The following is a 16,578-nucleotide window of genomic DNA, read 5'->3' as shown; positions in this document are numbered from 1 at the left end:
CAATTCGCATGTTTTTTCGGCGCAAACCATCTCGGTCGATTCCCCGTTGAACGCCTGCGTGCAGGATGGCTAGTCGTGAGTCAGGGGTGGACGACATTCATCCGCAGGGCTCTATGTTATTTCTCGGTATTTGTGAGAGAGCGGCGGGTTTCGATGAGCCAGTCGTTGTACGCGAGGTGCGTTTGCCGCAGTTCGCCGCCTGGCCAGTCGGAGGGCAGCAGCTCCTCAGGCAGAAGCGGGTCATCCAAAAGGTGGCGCACCGATGTGGCGCACGCGGTGAATCGGAGGACAGGATCGGACGTATCGATCGCGGCCAACAGTGCCCGCGCGTGGTCGGCCCACCCAGTGAGATCCCACAGACGGGCGGCCAAGCTAGCAGGATCTGTGGCTGGTCTCGCGGTAAGTCGTTCACCGAGGGTGCCGATGTCTGCCGGCCAATCGATGTCCAAATTTGCAGGTCGGAGCCAGACGCCTTCACGGATCTCCGCCAGGCGCAAGTTACTGAGGACGTCACGCAATGCAGCTCGATCCGACGCCGAACGTCCCGACGCAGTGACAAGGAACATGTCCCAGTCGCCGTTCCAGTCCTTCGGAATCGTGTGAATAGCTTCCACTTGTCGTCGTTGACGGTGCAGCAGTCGTTCGGAGAGTTGATATCCACCCCTTTCGCTGCGTTCGAGATCGCCCGCGGAGGTCATCCGGGACAATGCGACCCGAACGGTGGGTTCGGCAAAGCCGACGATCTGCCCACCCGCGACGAGTTCGCTGGCGGTGAGAGTGGGGACCTCCGCCCCGAGTAATAGCCCAAGTAGCGCTGAGCGCGCGGAAACGGGTCGCAAATCTGCCGTGGTTGAGGTCGTCGAGGTCGCTGCAGGCATCAACGACGATGTTACGCGATGAGGTCAACTGCAACATAACTGTTGATTACGAAAGTTTCACGATCGCGGAGAATCTGTAATACTGATGGCATGACTACTTCCGTTGTGCAGCCCATCCGTCAAGCAGACCGGCTCTACCATGACCTTCTTTCGCCAGCCGAAACCACCGGCGTCAGGAAAAGAGTGCGTCAGATAGCGGCAGATGTCGTCGCTCCTGCTGCGAGACGCATCGCCAACGGTGATGAACGAGTAGACGGTTTCCCCCGCGACGTTTTCGAAGGACTCGCGGCTGCCGGCCTGTTTCGGTTGCCCTACAAATCTGAGGTCGGCGGTGATGGATTGTCACATCCCGTCACCGCTACTGCGGTGGCCATCGAGGAGCTCGCCTACTGTTCGAGCAGCGTCGCAGCGATCTTCGATGTCCACTGCATTCTCGCCGGAAACGCTCTCGCCCACGGCACTGAGGAACAGCAACAGGCCTGGCTCACCCATGTAGCAGACGGCTCGATGATCGGCGCATTCGCGACTACCGAACCGGAGGCGTCATCGGACCTGAGCCCGCAGGCCATCCAGACCGTAGCCAATCGGACGGACCAAGGCTGGGTACTCAACGGTCACAAGCGTTGGATCTCCAACTCGCCGGTCGCAGATTTCATTGTCACATTGGCCAGGACCGGCGACCGGTTGTCCATGTTCATCGTCGACACGACCCTGCCCGGCGTCTCGGTGGGCATGCCTGACCAAAAGATGGGTAACCGTGGCCAGCTAACCGCCGACGTACGCTACGACAACGTCCAGCTCGGTGACGACGCTCTCCTCGGAGGGGTCGAGGGACAGGGTTTGCGTCACGCTCTCGCAACACTCACACTCGGGCGGATCGGCATCGCAGCGGCCGGAGTAGGCATGGCCCAGGCAGCCTTCGACCATGCTATTGTCCACCTCTCGGAGCGTCGCGCGTTCGGACGTCCGATCGCGGCGAACCAGCACTGGCAGTTCCTGATGGCGGACCGGGCCACAGAAATCGAGAACGCGCGCACTTTGTATCTCAAGGCGGCGCTGCGACGAGACGCCGGTGAACTTTTTCCCGAACCCGAAGCTGCGATGGCGAAACACTACGCCACTCGCCTTTCGGTCGATCTCGCCCGCGACGCGGTCCAAGCCTTCGGCGGGCTTGGATTCGCGCGCGAACTCAGCGCCGACGGAACTGCAGGCCCAGTCGAGGCGATCTACCGCGACAGCAAAATCGGCGAGATCTACGAAGGCACCAACGAAATTCAGAAGTGGATTATCGCCCGCAATATCTTCGGTAAGGAAATCACCGGTTAACTTGCGCGGGCGTCCTCCGGAAGTAATCAGGTGGCAAACACTTCGGCTGACGGTTCCATCACGATCGGACAAACAACCCCGAATCAACTTCTCGATTCGGCAGGACCTATTTCGATTCAGATTTCACCGGGCGTTTACTGCTGGCGGCCGTCTGAACGAATGAAGATTTCTCTGGGACAAATGCTCGAACGTCTACATCGACTCCTCTGCCGCAAGACAATGCGCTACCCGAATGAGATCGTCGACTATCTCCGTGGTCAGTCACGGCCGAGGCAAAGTGCTTTTCGGATCGAATCATCCGGCATGGCCCGCGCTGGGTTGTCTCGTCGGGCTCAACGCGCTCGAACTCGACGAGACAACCCGTGCCACGCTCTTGCGTGACAACGCAATTCGCGCATTCAAACTCCCGTTCTGACCCCTGGCACAATGCAGCGCCGAGATTAAGGAACTACATGTTCACCAACGCCTTCACCCAAATCTTCGGGATCGAGCACCCCATCGTGTGTGGCGGCATGACCGCGGTGGGCACCGCCGATCTGATCAGTGCGGTAGCCAACGCCGGCGCACTCGGATTCCTCACCGCCCTTACACAATCCACCCCCGAAGCGCTGGTCAAAGAGATCGCTCGCTGCCGGGATCTCACCGACAAACCCTTCGGAGTCAACCTGACCATCCTTCCCACCATCAACCCTGTGCCGTACGACGAGTACCGGGATGCCATCATCGACAACGGCATCAGAATCGTTGAAACTGCCGGTGGAAATCCCGAGCCCCATATGGAGGCGTTCAAGGTGGCCGGGGTGAAGGTGATCCACAAGGCTGTGACCGTCCGTCACGCGGTCAAGGCTGAGCGGCTTGGCGTGGACGCGGTAAGTATCGACGGCTTCGAGTGTGCCGGGCACCCGGGCGAGGATGACGTTTCTGGGCTGGTTCTGATTCCGGCTGCCGCCAGGGCATTGTCGATACCCGTCATCGCCAGTGGCGGAATCGCCACCGGCGCAGGTCTTGTCGCCGCACTCGCACTCGGTGCGTCCGCCGTCAACATGGGCACCCGATTCATGGCAACCACCGAGGCACCCATTCACGACAACGTCAAACAGCAAATTGTGAACCACACCGAACGCGACACCGTCCTCGTTTTCCGCGAGTTCCACAACACCGCACGCGTCGCTCGCAACTCGATCTCCGAAGAGATCGCTGCGATCTCCCGGGCGCCCGGTGCAACCTTCGATGACGTTGCCCACCTGGCTAGCGGTGCACGTGGTCGAGAACAGGTCTACGGTCAAGGTGATCTCGACGGCGGTCTCTGGTGGGCCAGCCAGGCACAAGGTCTGATCAATGAAGTCGCCAGCTGCGAGGAAGTCGTGTCCACGATACTCGTTGAGGCACAGCAAATTATCACGCAGGCCTTGCCTCAGCAGATAACTGCCTGAACAAACCACAGCGGCAATAATGTCCGAGGCAGTGCAGACTCCCGATACTCTGAGGTGTACTCCAGATTTGATTGCGTCGTAGCGCTGTGATCACGCCTTCATCGCAGCGTCGTGGGGCGGCGGTCACCCTTTCGAGTGGGCTGAGGATTGTGGTGCCCACTTCGTGGAAGTATTGCGCGAGTAGGGTTCCGGATCGTCTGCGTCATGAGATTCGGGTCGAATCGTCATCTGACGATCTGCGAATGCCGGTCGCTGTGGCGGCAGGACCTTGGTCCGGAGTGGACGTAATTCCCGATTGCCCGGCGGCATTACACGAAGAAAACCGTGTACTGTGTCTTGGCGAGTGTCCTCGGGATCTGCGGCAAAGGGGGTACGAAGTCGAGTTCGCGTCCTCGTCGAGCAGAAGAGTCGACAACTCGACAAACGTCAATCGCGCCCAAATATTGCGTCTGTGATCCGAGTGCTTTTAGTCAGCAGGTTGAACAAGTTGATAGCCCGCTTTTGCCGTGAACTCGGCCGTCAGCGAGAACCGGTCAGCGCGGACGAGCGTCTGGCGCCACTCGATGCGCCGGCCGCGATGCCATCCGAGGCGATTGATCGCGAAGGCTGCGGTGCCGGATGGGCAGCGGAGCTGCATAGCCTCGGACGCTCCGGGGACGAGCGCTCGGATCTCCTCCGTCCCCTGGTTGAGGCGGATTCCGGCGCGGTTGGCCAGCTCTCGATAGAGGCCCGTGTGCGTGAAGTCGGCTTCTAGTACGGGTCGAGCGTATTCGGCATCAAGCCATACACGGTCGAGCGCGAGCGGCTCGTCACCAGCCATGCGCAAGCGATCGAGGAAGACTAACGGCACCGAAGCCTCAAGGCCGAGGTGCTCAGCTACCACGCCGTCCGCGCGGAGGTCCAGGTGGCGAACCACACTGGCCTGCGTCAGGCCCGCTGCCTCCACGGAGGCGAACAGACTGTAAAGGGCGCCCATCGGCTGGCGGATCTCGGCAGTCGGCGCAACGCGGGACTGACGTCCGCGTCCAGCGACAATGACACCGTCGTCGCGCAGCTGCGCTAACGCTCGACGGACCGTGTGGCGACTGACAGTGTATTCCTCGGTAATTTCCAGTTCGCCCGGAAAGCGCTCATCGAAGTCGCCGGCCTCCATACGGCCCACCAGCTCCCGCTGCAGTTGTTGCCATAACGGAGCCGACCCGTGTCGCTCGAGCCTTGGCGCGGCCATGATTACGACCTTTCCGAATGTCCCAACCCACCCAACCTGTCCGTCCAGATGGTCGCCGGCAACACTAGCATTACGACCGTTCTCCCCTCGCCGCCCTGTCGTATCGTGCTCCGGACTGGTAGCAGCGAGAATTCCGCCTCAATATCGAGCCAGGAGTACTCGCTGCAGGCACTCACTTGATCGCCACCGGATTGACCGGCGAGCCGGCTGCCCGGTGCACCTTCAGTGGGGCGGCGACATAGAGGAAGGTGTATTGCCTGTCCTGTGCGCAACTGCCGGCAAGTTTCTCCAGATCGCAGAGCTCGGTGAATGCGATGCCCAGATTGCGCATCAGTGCGCAGTGCAGCGGGAGTGCCACCCCGGACACCGGATCGATGGTCACCTCGTTGGCGATCGTGTCCGTGACGATGTTGGGGATCTCCTTGTTGTGGAACCAGCGCACAAGCTCGGGTGAGTATGTCAGGCCAGGCTCGCAGAAATCCTCGTAGAAGGTATCGCCCTGGTCGACGAAGAGTTTGAGGAAGTTTGTGCGGATGATGAGCACATCGTGCGGTTCGATGGTGTGGCCCTGCGCGGCGGCGCACGCCTCTAGGTCTTCGTGCGTGAAGGTCTCGCCCTTGTCAAAGTTGTCCTTGCCGCGGAATCGGGCCATGTCGAGTAGCACTCCGCGGCCGACCACACCGCGCTCGGCGATGGGCGCCACGCTGGCCTTGTCGAGTCCGCCGACCGTGGTGCGCGCGTCGTAGCCGTTCCATATCTTGCCGTCGTACCAGACGTGTCCCAGTGCGTCGTACTGCGTGGACCCCTGGAGAAACGCGTTGATCTTGTCATCGGCGTAGTGAAGACCGCCGGGGAAGGATGGGGCTCCTTCGACGTCCCAGCTCGACTCGTCCAGGACCATGGTCCGCTCGGCTGCCTGCCGGCCCGGCCACACGGGATCGCCTTGCGGGTCGCCAATCAGTCGCTGAAGGGTGAAGACAGAACCCGATCTGACGTGGGTCACTCCGTGGAGCACTTCGCGCTCCGTCAGATAGTTCAGCGCCCCCACCTCATCCTTCGCGCCCCATTTGTCCCAGTTGTTAGGGGCATCGCGCAGGAGTTCGGTCATTGTAGGAACTTCGGTCATTGGCATACCTTTCGTTTCGTCGTCGAACAACCGAGCGATTGCTCGGATGGTCCGTGGCACAGCTGCGCCGGTTCGTCGAGGACATCGACACTTCTGGTCATGGCTGCGCTGAAGCTGGAAATACAACACTCGGCTCACTGTGGTCATCGGCCAGGCACGGCCTCGTTACGCACCACGCCCGAGTTGCTGACGTGCATCAAGAGACTCAGGACATCCCAGGGCGGTTCAGAGCGGCCCGGTGCACGGGACTCGGGGGCTCAGGTGCTCGGAAGCTCGGAAGCTCGGAAGCTCGGAAGCTCGGAAGCTCGGAAGAGCGTCACGTGAATTCCTCTGCAGGAGTGGCGAATTATGCGGCGAGCGGCGCCGGAACGATCGCGCGGGTCAGTCAGTGCGGGGGGTGCGAGCGCTGCGCAGCCGTGCCGCGTCCCGCTCAGGGTTGATACCGAAGAGCGCGGCCAACCCGCCTATGAGGACCATGATCCCGAAAACCTGGAACGCAAGACCGTAACCCTCGACGGGACTATCGGCCTGATCGACGATCCATCCCGCGAGGTACGGACCATAAATGCCGCCAAGCGACATCAAACCCATGTACAGGCCGAAGGTGCCAGCTATTTGGCGCGGCGGGACGATCTCCGACAGGGCGGAGTATGACTGCGGGAAGATACTCTGGCCCAAGCCGTAGCCGATCGAGACCACGGCCACTGCCACAGCAGGTGCACTGATGCTTGGCACCAAAGCCATCGCGCCTCCGCAGACCAGTAGGAGCACTGCGGGAACTACGCCCCGCAGCAACCGCGAGGCGGCGCCGCGGCTGATCAGCCGATCACTGATCCAGGTAACCCCGAGAGAGACCACGAGGGCCGCGATGCTCGGCAAGGCGAACATGGCGCCAGCCTGCACCCGGCTATACCCCAGCCCTTTCTCGAAGTAAGACGGCAGCCATGTCAGTACCACAGTGACCAGCGCGTACGTAGACATCACCGCGAGTGCACCCCCGAGGAATGTGGGTGACAAGATCACCTTGGCCCACGGGACGGCGGGCTCGTCATAGGTGTCGACCTTTCGGGCGACCTTGTCCTCACCGTACGGCCCGGGAGTCCACGTCGGCAGCCAGATCAGCAACCAGGCCAGGCCTGCGACGCCAAGGACCACGAAGGCAGCCCGCCAGCCGTACGCGGCGGTCACGACCGCAAGGAGGGGGGGCGACGGCGATCTTGGCGATCGAGGCGGAAGCCGTAATGCATGCCGAGGGAAGGCCGCGTTTCTCGTACGGATGCCAGGAGTAGAGCGCCGTTTGAATGGTCGGACCCGCCGGACCCTCAAGGAGCCCGAGGAGCATGCGGCTCACGAGAAGAACACCGAAAGTGGCCGACACGACCACAGGGAGCATGGCGAACGACCAGCCTATTGCGAGAAGCGCGAGCGACCACTTCAGGGTCATCCACCGATTCAGCAGACCCGCCATCAAATTGCCGACGGTGAACAACATGAAGAACCCGCTGCCGATCAGGCCGATCTGCGAGGAGGTGAGGTCAAACTCCTCGGCTAACGGCTGAGCCACCAGGCCGAACACTGCCTTGTCGCCCCAGTTCACGATGTACAGCAACATCAACAGGCCCGTGAAACCCCATGCCTTCGCGCGGGACTCACCGGCGGACGAGATTAGTGCGGGGCGAGGACTGGCTACTTTGCCCATGGACATGGCTGCTCCTTCGGGGATAGGTGTTCCTTGTAGAGGACGAGACGGAAGTGCCTATAGGGCTTTTGAGGAAGCGATGAGGAACCGCGCGCGGCCCGCTCAAACCGACGCAACGACTCAGGGCGACGCCATCGGTTAGGTGATTTCTACGGAGTAGAGCCGCAGTAGTGGCGGGTCGCCGCTGAAAGCTCTTCAATCGTTCAGCCAGGCACTTGCCTGCCCAGGCAATCAGGACCGAAGAGCGCTGGCATGATTTTGCGCAGCACCGGCATCGCGCCGTACGAGCGCGACCGGGAAGCACTTTTACCGACGCCAACACCGGCCGCGCGCGGACCGGAGAAACGTGCACTCGTCACGACTCAGCCGTTCCCTGGTTACCCCTACCCGGCCAAGTTCATGGTGATGTTAATGCGAGCGTTTTTATGGTGAGTCAAAGCGATTGTTGAGGGCTCACGCCACGGACGAGCTCGTGTCGAGTTCCTCGAGATCAACCTGCACACACGCGCTCGCTTTCAGCGTGTGGCCGACCGTGCATAGGCGATCGATGGACTTGCTGGCACGTTCGCGAAGCGCATCGCGGCGACCCGCCTCGATGATCGACAGATCCGCAGCCAGTCGAACGTGCACATCTGTGTAGCGCGCCTCTGCATCGTTCAATGTTGCGCTCACGAAGACAGCAGCGTCGAAGTCGTCTCCGAGACGGTCGGAAAGAGTGAAATCGGCCGACAGTGCCACACAAGCCGCGGCAGCCAGACGCATTAGCTCGCCAGGTGTGAAGCAGCCTTCGGTGCCGGGCCTCCCGATTCGCACCTCCCCACCGCAATCATTACGAGCGACGTAGGTGCCAGTTACTTCACGCGTCGCGGCGAGCGTCGACGTCTGGACGCCGTCGTTACTGCTACTCACAGTTTTCTCCTGTTCATTCCTCATACGAGGTCTTTCGTTCAACGGCCGGACACCGCCATTGCGAGTGTCCCAGGACACATTCAACGGTTTGGCACATTCAAATGTCAAGGAAATGTTCGTTTTGGTGACCATTAATGTCCGTACAATAGATGGTTCACACGTGCAACCAACTCCTGCGGAGCGGATTCGGCCAGGCTGGGCGCTTCGCTGTGACGAAATCGAGGGCGCCTAGATGTAGGAGGAACGGACGTTGGTGACGCGGTGCCGGCGGTAAGCGGCGGGCGGTCGTCCTCCGCGTGCTGAATGCGGTCGGTGATAATTATAGTGAACGTTCCATACCTCGACGGCAATGCGCCGCTGGGCTTCGCTGATGTACTCACGGGAGTACAGCAGTTCTTCGGCGAGGATGCGGTTGTAGCGTTCGACCTTCCCGTTGTGTTTCGGTGTGTACGGCCTGATCCGGTAATGCCGAGCCTCGCGGAGTGAAGCGGTGAAATCTGCTGCGCGATAGCATGATCCGTTGTCGGTGATCACCCGTTCGATACGGGTGATGCCATGTGCAGCGAAGAAGTGTCGGGCGTTGTTCATGAAATCGATGGCTGTTGCGGCGGTTTCGTTATCGCGTGCCTCGGTGTATGCCAAACGGGTGTTGCCGTCGATCGCGGAATGCAGGTATGTGTAACCGATCCGGGGTTGCTTCGCTCGCGCCTTGCGTCGCTGGGATTGTTTGGCCTGTGCGGAGCCGCGGCCGTGAACGCGCCAACCACCACCGTCCGGGATTCGGCCGACTTTCTTGACGTCGACGTGCACCATCTGGCCTGGTCGTTTCGCGACGATGACCTGCGGTTTGCGATTGTTCTCGCCGTTCGGGTCGATGAACCGGCGACGGTGCAATCCCAGGTTCCGCAGAATTTTCGTGACTGTCCGGCGTGCGATGACCGTTCCATCCATTCGGAGTTCGAACGTGATGCGCGCGGCCGACCATTTCCGGGTTCGCCGCATCGCTTCGATCTCGGCCACAAGCCCTGCCGCCGTGGCGGCCGGTTGATGGTGTGGTGTGCTGGATCGATCCTGTAATCCCAGGTCACCGTATTTTCGGTACCGGTTGACCCATTTGGAGGCGCATTGTCGGGAGATGCCCATCTCGGCGGCGACGTGGGTGATCGGACGACTCTGGCACCGCTCGACGAGTCGTCGTCTTCCCTCGACAGTCAGCGGAGCATTACGGTGTGTCACAGGGCTGGTCCCTTTGCTGTTGATGGTCTGTTTCGCAACTTCCATCCTGCCGCGAAGGGCCAGCCCGTCTACTTCAATCCAGCGTCAGCAACGTCCATACCCACAACACCTAGATGGGCGGTGGCATTACGCTGCAGACTGCGAGCGTGGTCGAAGTCGAACTCCTCCAACGATTTACGGGCAGGAAAGCTGGCGGCGCGGATCCTGGATTCGCCGCCATGTCTTTCCCGCGTGGAGACTTCCCGATGCAGGCACGCAGAAATTCTTCGTGGGTCCAACCCTCCTCTCGTGCCCGCCCGGTCAGTCGTCCGGCGACATCACGCACGGTCGGTGCTTTGAGGGCGCGGGACAGGAAATTCAACTCGTCGGACAGATCATGCTGGGGCCGCCGGGTTCAGGTGTTGTTGCTGGTCATAGTGCTTCCGTTCCGTCGTAGTCCGGGACGTCGAACCTGGCGTTGTAATCGCTCAGCGATTGAATCTGAACCTCCGGTTCAGCCGCCCGGCGAACCACTGCGATGCGGTTATGGTGCAGTGCGACAGCAACTTTCCCACGATCGGAATCGGAGATCGTCTGATGTTTCGCCCACGCCCGAACATGATCGGCGGCGCATTGACCCGAGCACCACACTCGCACCCGGGCCAGATCGGCGGTGACCTCGATGCGCCGTCCGATCACCGACGGGTGCCCCGAGTAGTCGTTCGAATCGAGTCGGATAGGTGATCGCGGGCCAGCCTGGTCGAGTACTGCCATCCGGCCACCGGCGGCAACTCGAGCATCCGGGCGCGGTCGGCATCGCTGCGATCTGCCGGGGCGCAGCCGAGGGACCGTTTGCGACGGCCGTTCGCGACCGTCAATCACGCCGCCAGTTGCCGGTTGAAATCGTCCGGCCCGGTGAATTCGTAGTCGACGGGCGAGTTGTAGCTGATCGAGGAGTGCAGCCGGTTGGTGTTGAACCAGTGCACCAAGGACGCAGTTTCTCGTTCGACTTCTGCGCGACCGATCCATGATTTTTGTCGGTCGATCAGCTCGGTCTTGTACAGGCCGATCGTTGATTCCATCAACGCATTATCGAGTGCGTCGCCGACGCCGCCGATCGAGCCGGCGAGCCCGGACTCGATTAATGCTTCAGTGAAGACGAGTGATGTATATTGCGAGCCGGCATCGGAGTGATGCACCAAACCCGTTGCAGTAAAAGCGAAATCGCTCCTGCGTCTGGTGAATAATGCTCGCTCGAGCGCCCCGGAGGCCAGCGGTGTCGCCTTGGTCGTCATCATCGCCCGCCATCTGAGAATCCGGCGGGAAAACACATCGACGACGAACGCTACCTCCGAGCACTGTTCCCAGGCACGGAACGGAGTGCAGGATCGGCGTAAGCGGGTGTGACTCGAACGCGATTCCGAGTTCACGTTCGAGACGTTCGACCGAAGTGTGCATTGCCGCGACGATCCCTAGCAACCCGGTGACGGCGTGTCCGAGTGCTTCCTCAACCTCCACCGGTTGCGTCAGGGCCGGTGCGTTCAGGTCGGCGAGGATCTGCTCGACCAGCTTGTCGTCGTTGCGTCGTCCGGCGCGGTGCAGTAGCGACACGAGGCGGCGTCGGGTGAGCACCCTGCCCGCGATGGGGTGGGTGCCGCTGCGAGGACCACTAATGCCGCCTTGTGCTTTTGATTCGGAAAGGACTGCAGCGCAGCGGGATAGAATTCAAGAACACCGGACGTAGTCGGCACAAGGTTTGATGCAATGCCCACAGCGCTTCCTGGTGCTGGCGGGTGAGGGCTTTCACCGCGCGTGCTCGGTCGTCGCGGGGAGTACGCAGTGTGCGTCGCGGTCGGTGCGGAGGATGTTCGCGAGGATCGCGGCGCCGACGGCGAGGGACAACGCAAGATCGAGCAGGATCTTGCCCGGATCGTGGTGCGCGGTGGGTTTACGCCACAGCGCCAGCGCGTCGGACAAAGCAGTGGTCAGTCCGGTTTTTTCGGCGGTGCGGATCAGCGTGACGATTCCACCGTGGGACACGAGAGTGTTGCCGGTGGTATCGACGGAGAGTTTCGGGTAGCGGGAAGTAGACTTGTGCACCTGAAAGGTGATCCTTCTGTTCGGATGAATACGGGCCTCGACAATCCGTATTCTTCCAGGTCGGGTCGCCCTTCTTTATGTCCGACTCCGGGTTTCGAGGCACTCACCGTGAAAGCGCGAGGCTAGGTGCACCCATATCTGCATTCTCCGGGTGAGATCACGGTCTCCACCAGTCCCAGGACGCTTCACTACCGCGTGATGGAGTCCACCGCTAGAGGTGGACAAACCCCGGCCACTGCATCCCGAAAGAGCCAAGCGATTCATGAGTCACGCGGCGTTGTGGCAACGACACCTACTCTGTCAGCCAGCCCTGGGCCGGCCACCACAAACACTGACATGTGATTCAGAAGGGAGGCCGTGTGTGTGATCTGATCATTGACCGGGGCGAATTCGATTGGTAGAGAGAACACATGTCGCAGACACAGGTAGAAAACACTGCAGTGAAGATTTCCGTCGAGGAGTCGGTGGGACTCGGATTCCTGACGCTCGATCGGCCGGCGCGGCGCAATCCGCTCTCGGCGGAGACCATGCGCGAGGTGACGGCTGCCCTTCTCGAATTGTCTGCAGACGAGCGCGTGCGGGTTGTCGTCGTGCGCGCCGAAGGCCCGGTGTTCTCCGCCGGCCACGATCTGACGGAGATGATCGGGAGAACCCTCGAAGACGAGCGGGCGATCTTCGACGGCTGTACCGAGATGATGGAGACCGTACAGCGGATTCCGCAGCCGGTGATTGCCGCAGTACAGGGCCCGGCTATCGCGGCGGGCTGCCAACTGGCCGCGTCGTGTGATCTGGTTGTTGCTGCGTCGAACGCTGTCTTCGGTGCTCCCGGCGTCAAGATCGGACTGTTCTGCTCGACGCCCATGGTGGCCCTGAGCAGGGCAGTAGGGCGCAAGCGCTCGATGCAGATGTTGCTCACCGGGCAGACGATCGACGCCGACACCGCTGCGGACTGGGGTCTGGTGAACTTCGTCGTCGCGTCCGAAGGCCTGGACCGAGAGGTGCGCGAACTGGCCGGCAAGATCACGACGGCCAGCCCCCTGACGGTGAAGATCGGTAAGCAAGCGTTTTATCACCAGATCGATCTGCCGCAAGCCCAGGCGTACGAGGCGATGGCGGAAACGATGGCAACCAATGCCGTGACCTGCGACGCTCAAGAAGGTATGCAAGCTTTCGTGGACAAGCGAAAGCCCGAATGGCGCGGAAACTAAACTTGGGATGGAGGTGCGGGTGACGGATGAATCGCAGCGATTGAATACGCTCGTCGAACTGTCGGCCCGATGAGCTGCGATACCCAGAGCCCACAAATGCCGAATGCTCAGCGCCTTCACGGGATTCAAGTTCGGCGACTCTGGACGACGAGGGCACGCAAACCTTCCTTTCGGGACGGTGTGTGAGCCGGTGGACCAGGCCGTGGCTCCGACGCGGAGGGTTCTACGCGTCTTGGCCATCGGCATGAGCCTGTCGTGCGCAGTTTTGCCTCCACCACGGGTAGCAACCCACAGCCGCTCGACGGCACCCGCACACACGCTCGCAACTCCCAACGGCGTGTCATGAAGGCCGCACCCTCGATACGTCTTCCGGCGAACCAGTCATATAGGACGAACGGCAGTCAGCAACTGAACTACGGATGGGTGTCCACTACGCCCAGGGCGAGCGGAACGAGTCTTTTATGATCGGTCGAGTATCCACCCAGCACTCTCCGCGCGCTGAGGATAACCGCGGTTCAACGACGAATCGCACCGGCGAGTACCGAGACTTTGATGATGTACCCCGAATTTTCTGGAGTTCGTTTGTTTGCTTCAGAGATTGGTGCCCGAGTTCCGCCGAATAATCCTCGCTCTGTTGAAGTCTGGCCGCACGGTCGCCGAAGTTGCATCAGGGTCCCGATGTCGCCGAGCAACCGTCCACAACTGGCATAGCCAGAAGCTCGCACGCAGGATCTATGTCGCGAATACGCACCGATTTGTCGTCATTTTCGGCTAGACAATCGAGTGTCGACTGCTTTGTGGCTAGCTATCGAGTCCACGGGCGAAGCTGGGGAGCGAACTCGTTCAGTCGGTGACGCGTAGGGCCCCGGGGAGACCGCGCAGAGGGGCCGCGGGTCACGTCTCGTGGCCGGGCAAAGTGGGGTGGCAGCGGATTAGCGCAATGTGACATCCGGCCTTGTCAGCACTTGCTTATCGGTCAAAATATACGTACGTTAAAGATTCTAAATGAACGGACATTTGAATGATTGCCGGGACGGAGACTGATATGCAGCAGCTTGTCGATGGTGCTTGGTTGGAGGCCCGTCTGGGGCGTGAGGACCTGTGCATTTTGCATTGCTCGATCACCCACATGACGGATGAGGACGGCAAACCGGATTATGGGAGCGGTCGTTCCGGGTGGGCGGAAGGACACATTCCGGGATCTCGACATGTGGATCTGGTGGGTGACCTGTCGGACAAGAATGCTGATATTCCCCTCATGATGCCGTCGCTCGATCAGTTGCGGTCCGCACTCGAGGCGGTCGGTGCTGCCGATGGGCGACAAATTGTGTTGTACGACAACAACTTCAGTATGTGGGCTGCCAGAGTGTGGTGGATGCTGCGAGCTGTGTCGATTGACGCCGCGGTGCTCGACGGTGGATGGCGGACCTGGACTCGGGAGGGCCGCCCGGTCGAGACCGGGGATCAGCAACCCGAGGCGAGCGGCGCGTTGACGCTTACTCCGAGGCCTGGATCCTTCGTTACGAAGGAGGATGTTCTCGATCAGCTCGGCAACGAGTCCATCTGCTTGATCGATGCCCTGCATCCCAAGGTGTTTCGTGGTGAGCGTCAGGATTACCAGCGGCCCGGTCATATCCCTGGTGCCCAAAATGTATCGGCTCTTCACCTCGTGGATCGAAACACTCACCAGTATCTTCCTCTCGAGGGTCTCCGTGAACGCTTCGAGCAGACCTCCGCGGATAGTGCTGAGCGCGTGATCACCTACTGCGGTGCGGGTGTTGCCGGATCTTCGGCAGCGTTCGCGCTCGGCCTGCTGGGAATCTCCAACGTCGCCGTTTACGACGGATCGCTGAATGAGTGGGCAGCTGACCCGACACTGCCCATGACCACGGAAGTAGATTGACCTCTCGGTGGGAGAACGGGTGAATCGGCTCGTTCAACGATCAGCGTCCGTGACCAATGCCTGCATAACAGATACCGAACCTCCTCGAAATCGAGGAGTAACAGGAGTGCGCTACGACACGGTCATTTATCGCTGACTTACCGTACTCCGAACGCATAGAGCAGCCAGCGGTTTTCCGGTGCCATCAATCGCTGATGGCGAGTGGGTCACCACGTAGTCCAATCAGGCCCACGCCGCTCCCGACCACAGTAGGAAGTCTATGACCCACCTCTACGAGGTCTACGCCCTCCGGTACTTCTCTAGGCCAGCCGAGCGGCGGCGCGAGTTCTTTCGCTATGAGGGCAATGGGGAGAGTGAGACGGGCGCGCCGCTCAGCATGGACTACTACTTCTGGGCGATCCGCAACGGCGACCGAACAGTGCTCGTGGATTGTGGATTCGACAAGGATCGAGCCGCCGCTCGCAACAGAATTCAGGAAACCAGTCCTGCCTCGCTACTGCAGCGACTTGATATCGCCCCGTCAGATGTCGATCATGTCGTCATCACGCACATGCACTACGACCACGTCGGCAACGCCGAGCTGTTCCCCAATGCGACCTTCATCCTTGCACGGGACGAATTCGAGTACTGGACAAACGACGGCGGCGACCGCAGCACGTTATCCGATGCTGTCTATCCCGAAGAAGTCCAGATCGTACAGCGACTCTTCGAACAAGGGCGCGTTTGTCTCCTCGACTCACCCGTCGGTTGGGAGATCGCACCGGGGATCACGGTCACTCAGGTCGGGGGGCACACACCGGGTCAGCTCATTGTTTCGGCCGCTGGTCATCGAGGCGCTCTGGTGCTGGCGTCTGATGCCTTGCACTTCTACGAAGAAGTCGAACTGAACCGGCCGTACCACCTGTTCACGGATCTCGAGGGAGTCTACCGCGGGTACGACTTGTTGCGGACCCTGCAGCAGCAAGGCGCGACTGTCGTCGCCGGGCACGATCCAATTGTTCGGACGCAGTTCCACACCGCCGCGGTCGACTGCTACGACCTGGGTAACCCCGTCACCAGCTGATCGCCACCGATTGTGTAGCGCCACGGCAGTGACATGGCCGGCTGAAGTATCCTGAACCGGAGCCGCTTCGAGCGAAATTAGTGGCAACCGCGAGGGGGTCACCCAGCCCCCAATCGTGATGCCAGTTCAGCGCTTCGCCCGATGCGAGCAGCCGTCGTCAATGTGGCCGTTGTGGAGCGCCGGCGATGCTGTATTGCCACCCCGAAAGCCCCGAGCGCTTCAGTGCGTTCTCCCACACGGCTGTACGCGCTCACCCCGCCGAACGGCTTAAAAGGTCAGGAGTCGACCGTGAACAGGGTGAACCCGCCGTGATGCTCGCCTGCTTTCAGCATCGCCGGGCGGATCATCTCGACTACCGCCGACAGGTGCGCGCGGCGAACCGGGCTCCGACGGCGCGCGCACTCGGGGCAGGACGCAGTGTCATGCCCGATTTTTAGTGTGTCGAGCCACGGCCGCCGAACCGCGGCCATATTGAGTCTCTGGAATGGGT

At 61.0% G+C, this 16,578-nt stretch carries 11 protein-coding genes and 5 pseudogenes; 6 read left to right on the top strand and 10 right to left on the bottom strand.

The annotated features are described in order from the left end of the window. Positions 1–116 precede the first annotated feature (116 nt). Positions 117–878, bottom strand: a complete 762-nt coding sequence (locus tag ACVZUB_RS30600; protein ID WP_064444899.1) for a PaaX family transcriptional regulator C-terminal domain-containing protein — start codon at positions 876–878, stop codon at positions 117–119. Between the two features lie 90 nt (positions 879–968). On the opposite strand from ACVZUB_RS30600, the gene ACVZUB_RS30595 reads away from it, so the two are divergent. The 3 genes and pseudogenes from ACVZUB_RS30595 to ACVZUB_RS30585 all read left to right on the top strand — a co-directional run bounded on the left by ACVZUB_RS30595 (position 969) and on the right by ACVZUB_RS30585 (position 3,637). Next, the gene (locus ACVZUB_RS30595; RefSeq protein WP_482628832.1) at positions 969–2,204 is read left to right on the top strand and encodes an acyl-CoA dehydrogenase family protein; all 1,236 of its coding nucleotides are present in this window, start codon (positions 969–971) and stop codon (positions 2,202–2,204) included. A 184-nt stretch (positions 2,205–2,388) separates the two neighbouring features. Then, positions 2,389–2,619: pseudogene (locus ACVZUB_RS30590) on the top strand (hypothetical protein); the annotation flags it as partial. A 37-nt stretch (positions 2,620–2,656) separates the two neighbouring features. Beyond that, positions 2,657–3,637, top strand: coding sequence for an NAD(P)H-dependent flavin oxidoreductase (locus ACVZUB_RS30585; protein ID WP_482628831.1), 981 nt, complete (start codon positions 2,657–2,659; stop codon positions 3,635–3,637). 466 nt (positions 3,638–4,103) lie between these two features. Here the strand turns inward: ACVZUB_RS30585 and ACVZUB_RS30580 are convergent, their stop codons facing one another. The 9 genes and pseudogenes from ACVZUB_RS30580 to ACVZUB_RS30540 all read right to left on the bottom strand — a co-directional run. After that, positions 4,104–4,865: a GntR family transcriptional regulator gene (locus ACVZUB_RS30580; protein ID WP_482628830.1), complete on the bottom strand. Its 762-nt coding sequence runs from the start codon at positions 4,863–4,865 to the stop codon at positions 4,104–4,106. A gap of 172 nt (positions 4,866–5,037) precedes the next feature. Further along, a complete protein-coding gene (locus tag ACVZUB_RS30575) occupies positions 5,038–5,991 on the bottom strand; it encodes a cyclase family protein (RefSeq protein WP_482628829.1) in 954 nt (317 codons plus the stop codon). A gap of 381 nt (positions 5,992–6,372) precedes the next feature. Continuing rightward, a pseudogene (locus ACVZUB_RS30570) lies at positions 6,373–7,690 on the bottom strand (MFS transporter). 453 nt (positions 7,691–8,143) lie between these two features. Further along, a complete protein-coding gene (locus ACVZUB_RS30565) occupies positions 8,144–8,599 on the bottom strand; it encodes an OsmC family protein (protein WP_482628828.1) in 456 nt (151 codons plus the stop codon). A gap of 228 nt (positions 8,600–8,827) precedes the next feature. Next, positions 8,828–9,835 carry an IS481 family transposase gene (locus ACVZUB_RS30560; RefSeq protein ID WP_482627628.1) on the bottom strand — a complete coding sequence of 336 codons (1,008 nt, stop codon included), beginning with the start codon at positions 9,833–9,835 and terminating at the stop codon, positions 8,828–8,830. Between the two features lie 101 nt (positions 9,836–9,936). Continuing rightward, positions 9,937–10,208: pseudogene (locus tag ACVZUB_RS30555) on the bottom strand (ATP-binding protein); the annotation flags it as partial. A 38-nt stretch (positions 10,209–10,246) separates the two neighbouring features. Beyond that, positions 10,247–10,588 carry a Mu transposase domain-containing protein gene (locus ACVZUB_RS30550; RefSeq protein ID WP_482628827.1) on the bottom strand — a complete coding sequence of 114 codons (342 nt, stop codon included), beginning with the start codon at positions 10,586–10,588 and terminating at the stop codon, positions 10,247–10,249. Between the two features lie 104 nt (positions 10,589–10,692). Then, positions 10,693–11,160 (bottom strand): annotated as a pseudogene (locus ACVZUB_RS30545) (transposase); the annotation flags it as partial. Positions 11,161–11,677: 517 nt separating this feature from the next. Then, positions 11,678–11,914: pseudogene (locus tag ACVZUB_RS30540) on the bottom strand (transposase); the annotation flags it as partial. 410 nt (positions 11,915–12,324) lie between these two features. On the opposite strand from ACVZUB_RS30540, the gene ACVZUB_RS30535 reads away from it, so the two are divergent. From ACVZUB_RS30535 to ACVZUB_RS30525, 3 genes are all read left to right on the top strand, one after another. Continuing rightward, positions 12,325–13,122 (top strand): enoyl-CoA hydratase, encoded by a 798-nt coding sequence (locus ACVZUB_RS30535; protein ID WP_482628826.1) that lies wholly within the window; start codon positions 12,325–12,327, stop codon positions 13,120–13,122. Between the two features lie 1,045 nt (positions 13,123–14,167). Beyond that, positions 14,168–15,025, top strand: coding sequence for a sulfurtransferase (locus ACVZUB_RS30530; protein WP_482628825.1), 858 nt, complete (start codon positions 14,168–14,170; stop codon positions 15,023–15,025). Between the two features lie 259 nt (positions 15,026–15,284). Then, a complete protein-coding gene (locus ACVZUB_RS30525) occupies positions 15,285–16,088 on the top strand; it encodes an N-acyl homoserine lactonase family protein (protein ID WP_482628824.1) in 804 nt (267 codons plus the stop codon). Positions 16,089–16,578 lie beyond the last annotated feature (490 nt).

This window comes from Rhodococcus sp. OS5 (assembly GCF_056837585.1).
The sequence above is the reverse complement of the archived record's forward strand: the minus strand, read 5'-3'. Positions and strand labels throughout refer to the sequence as shown.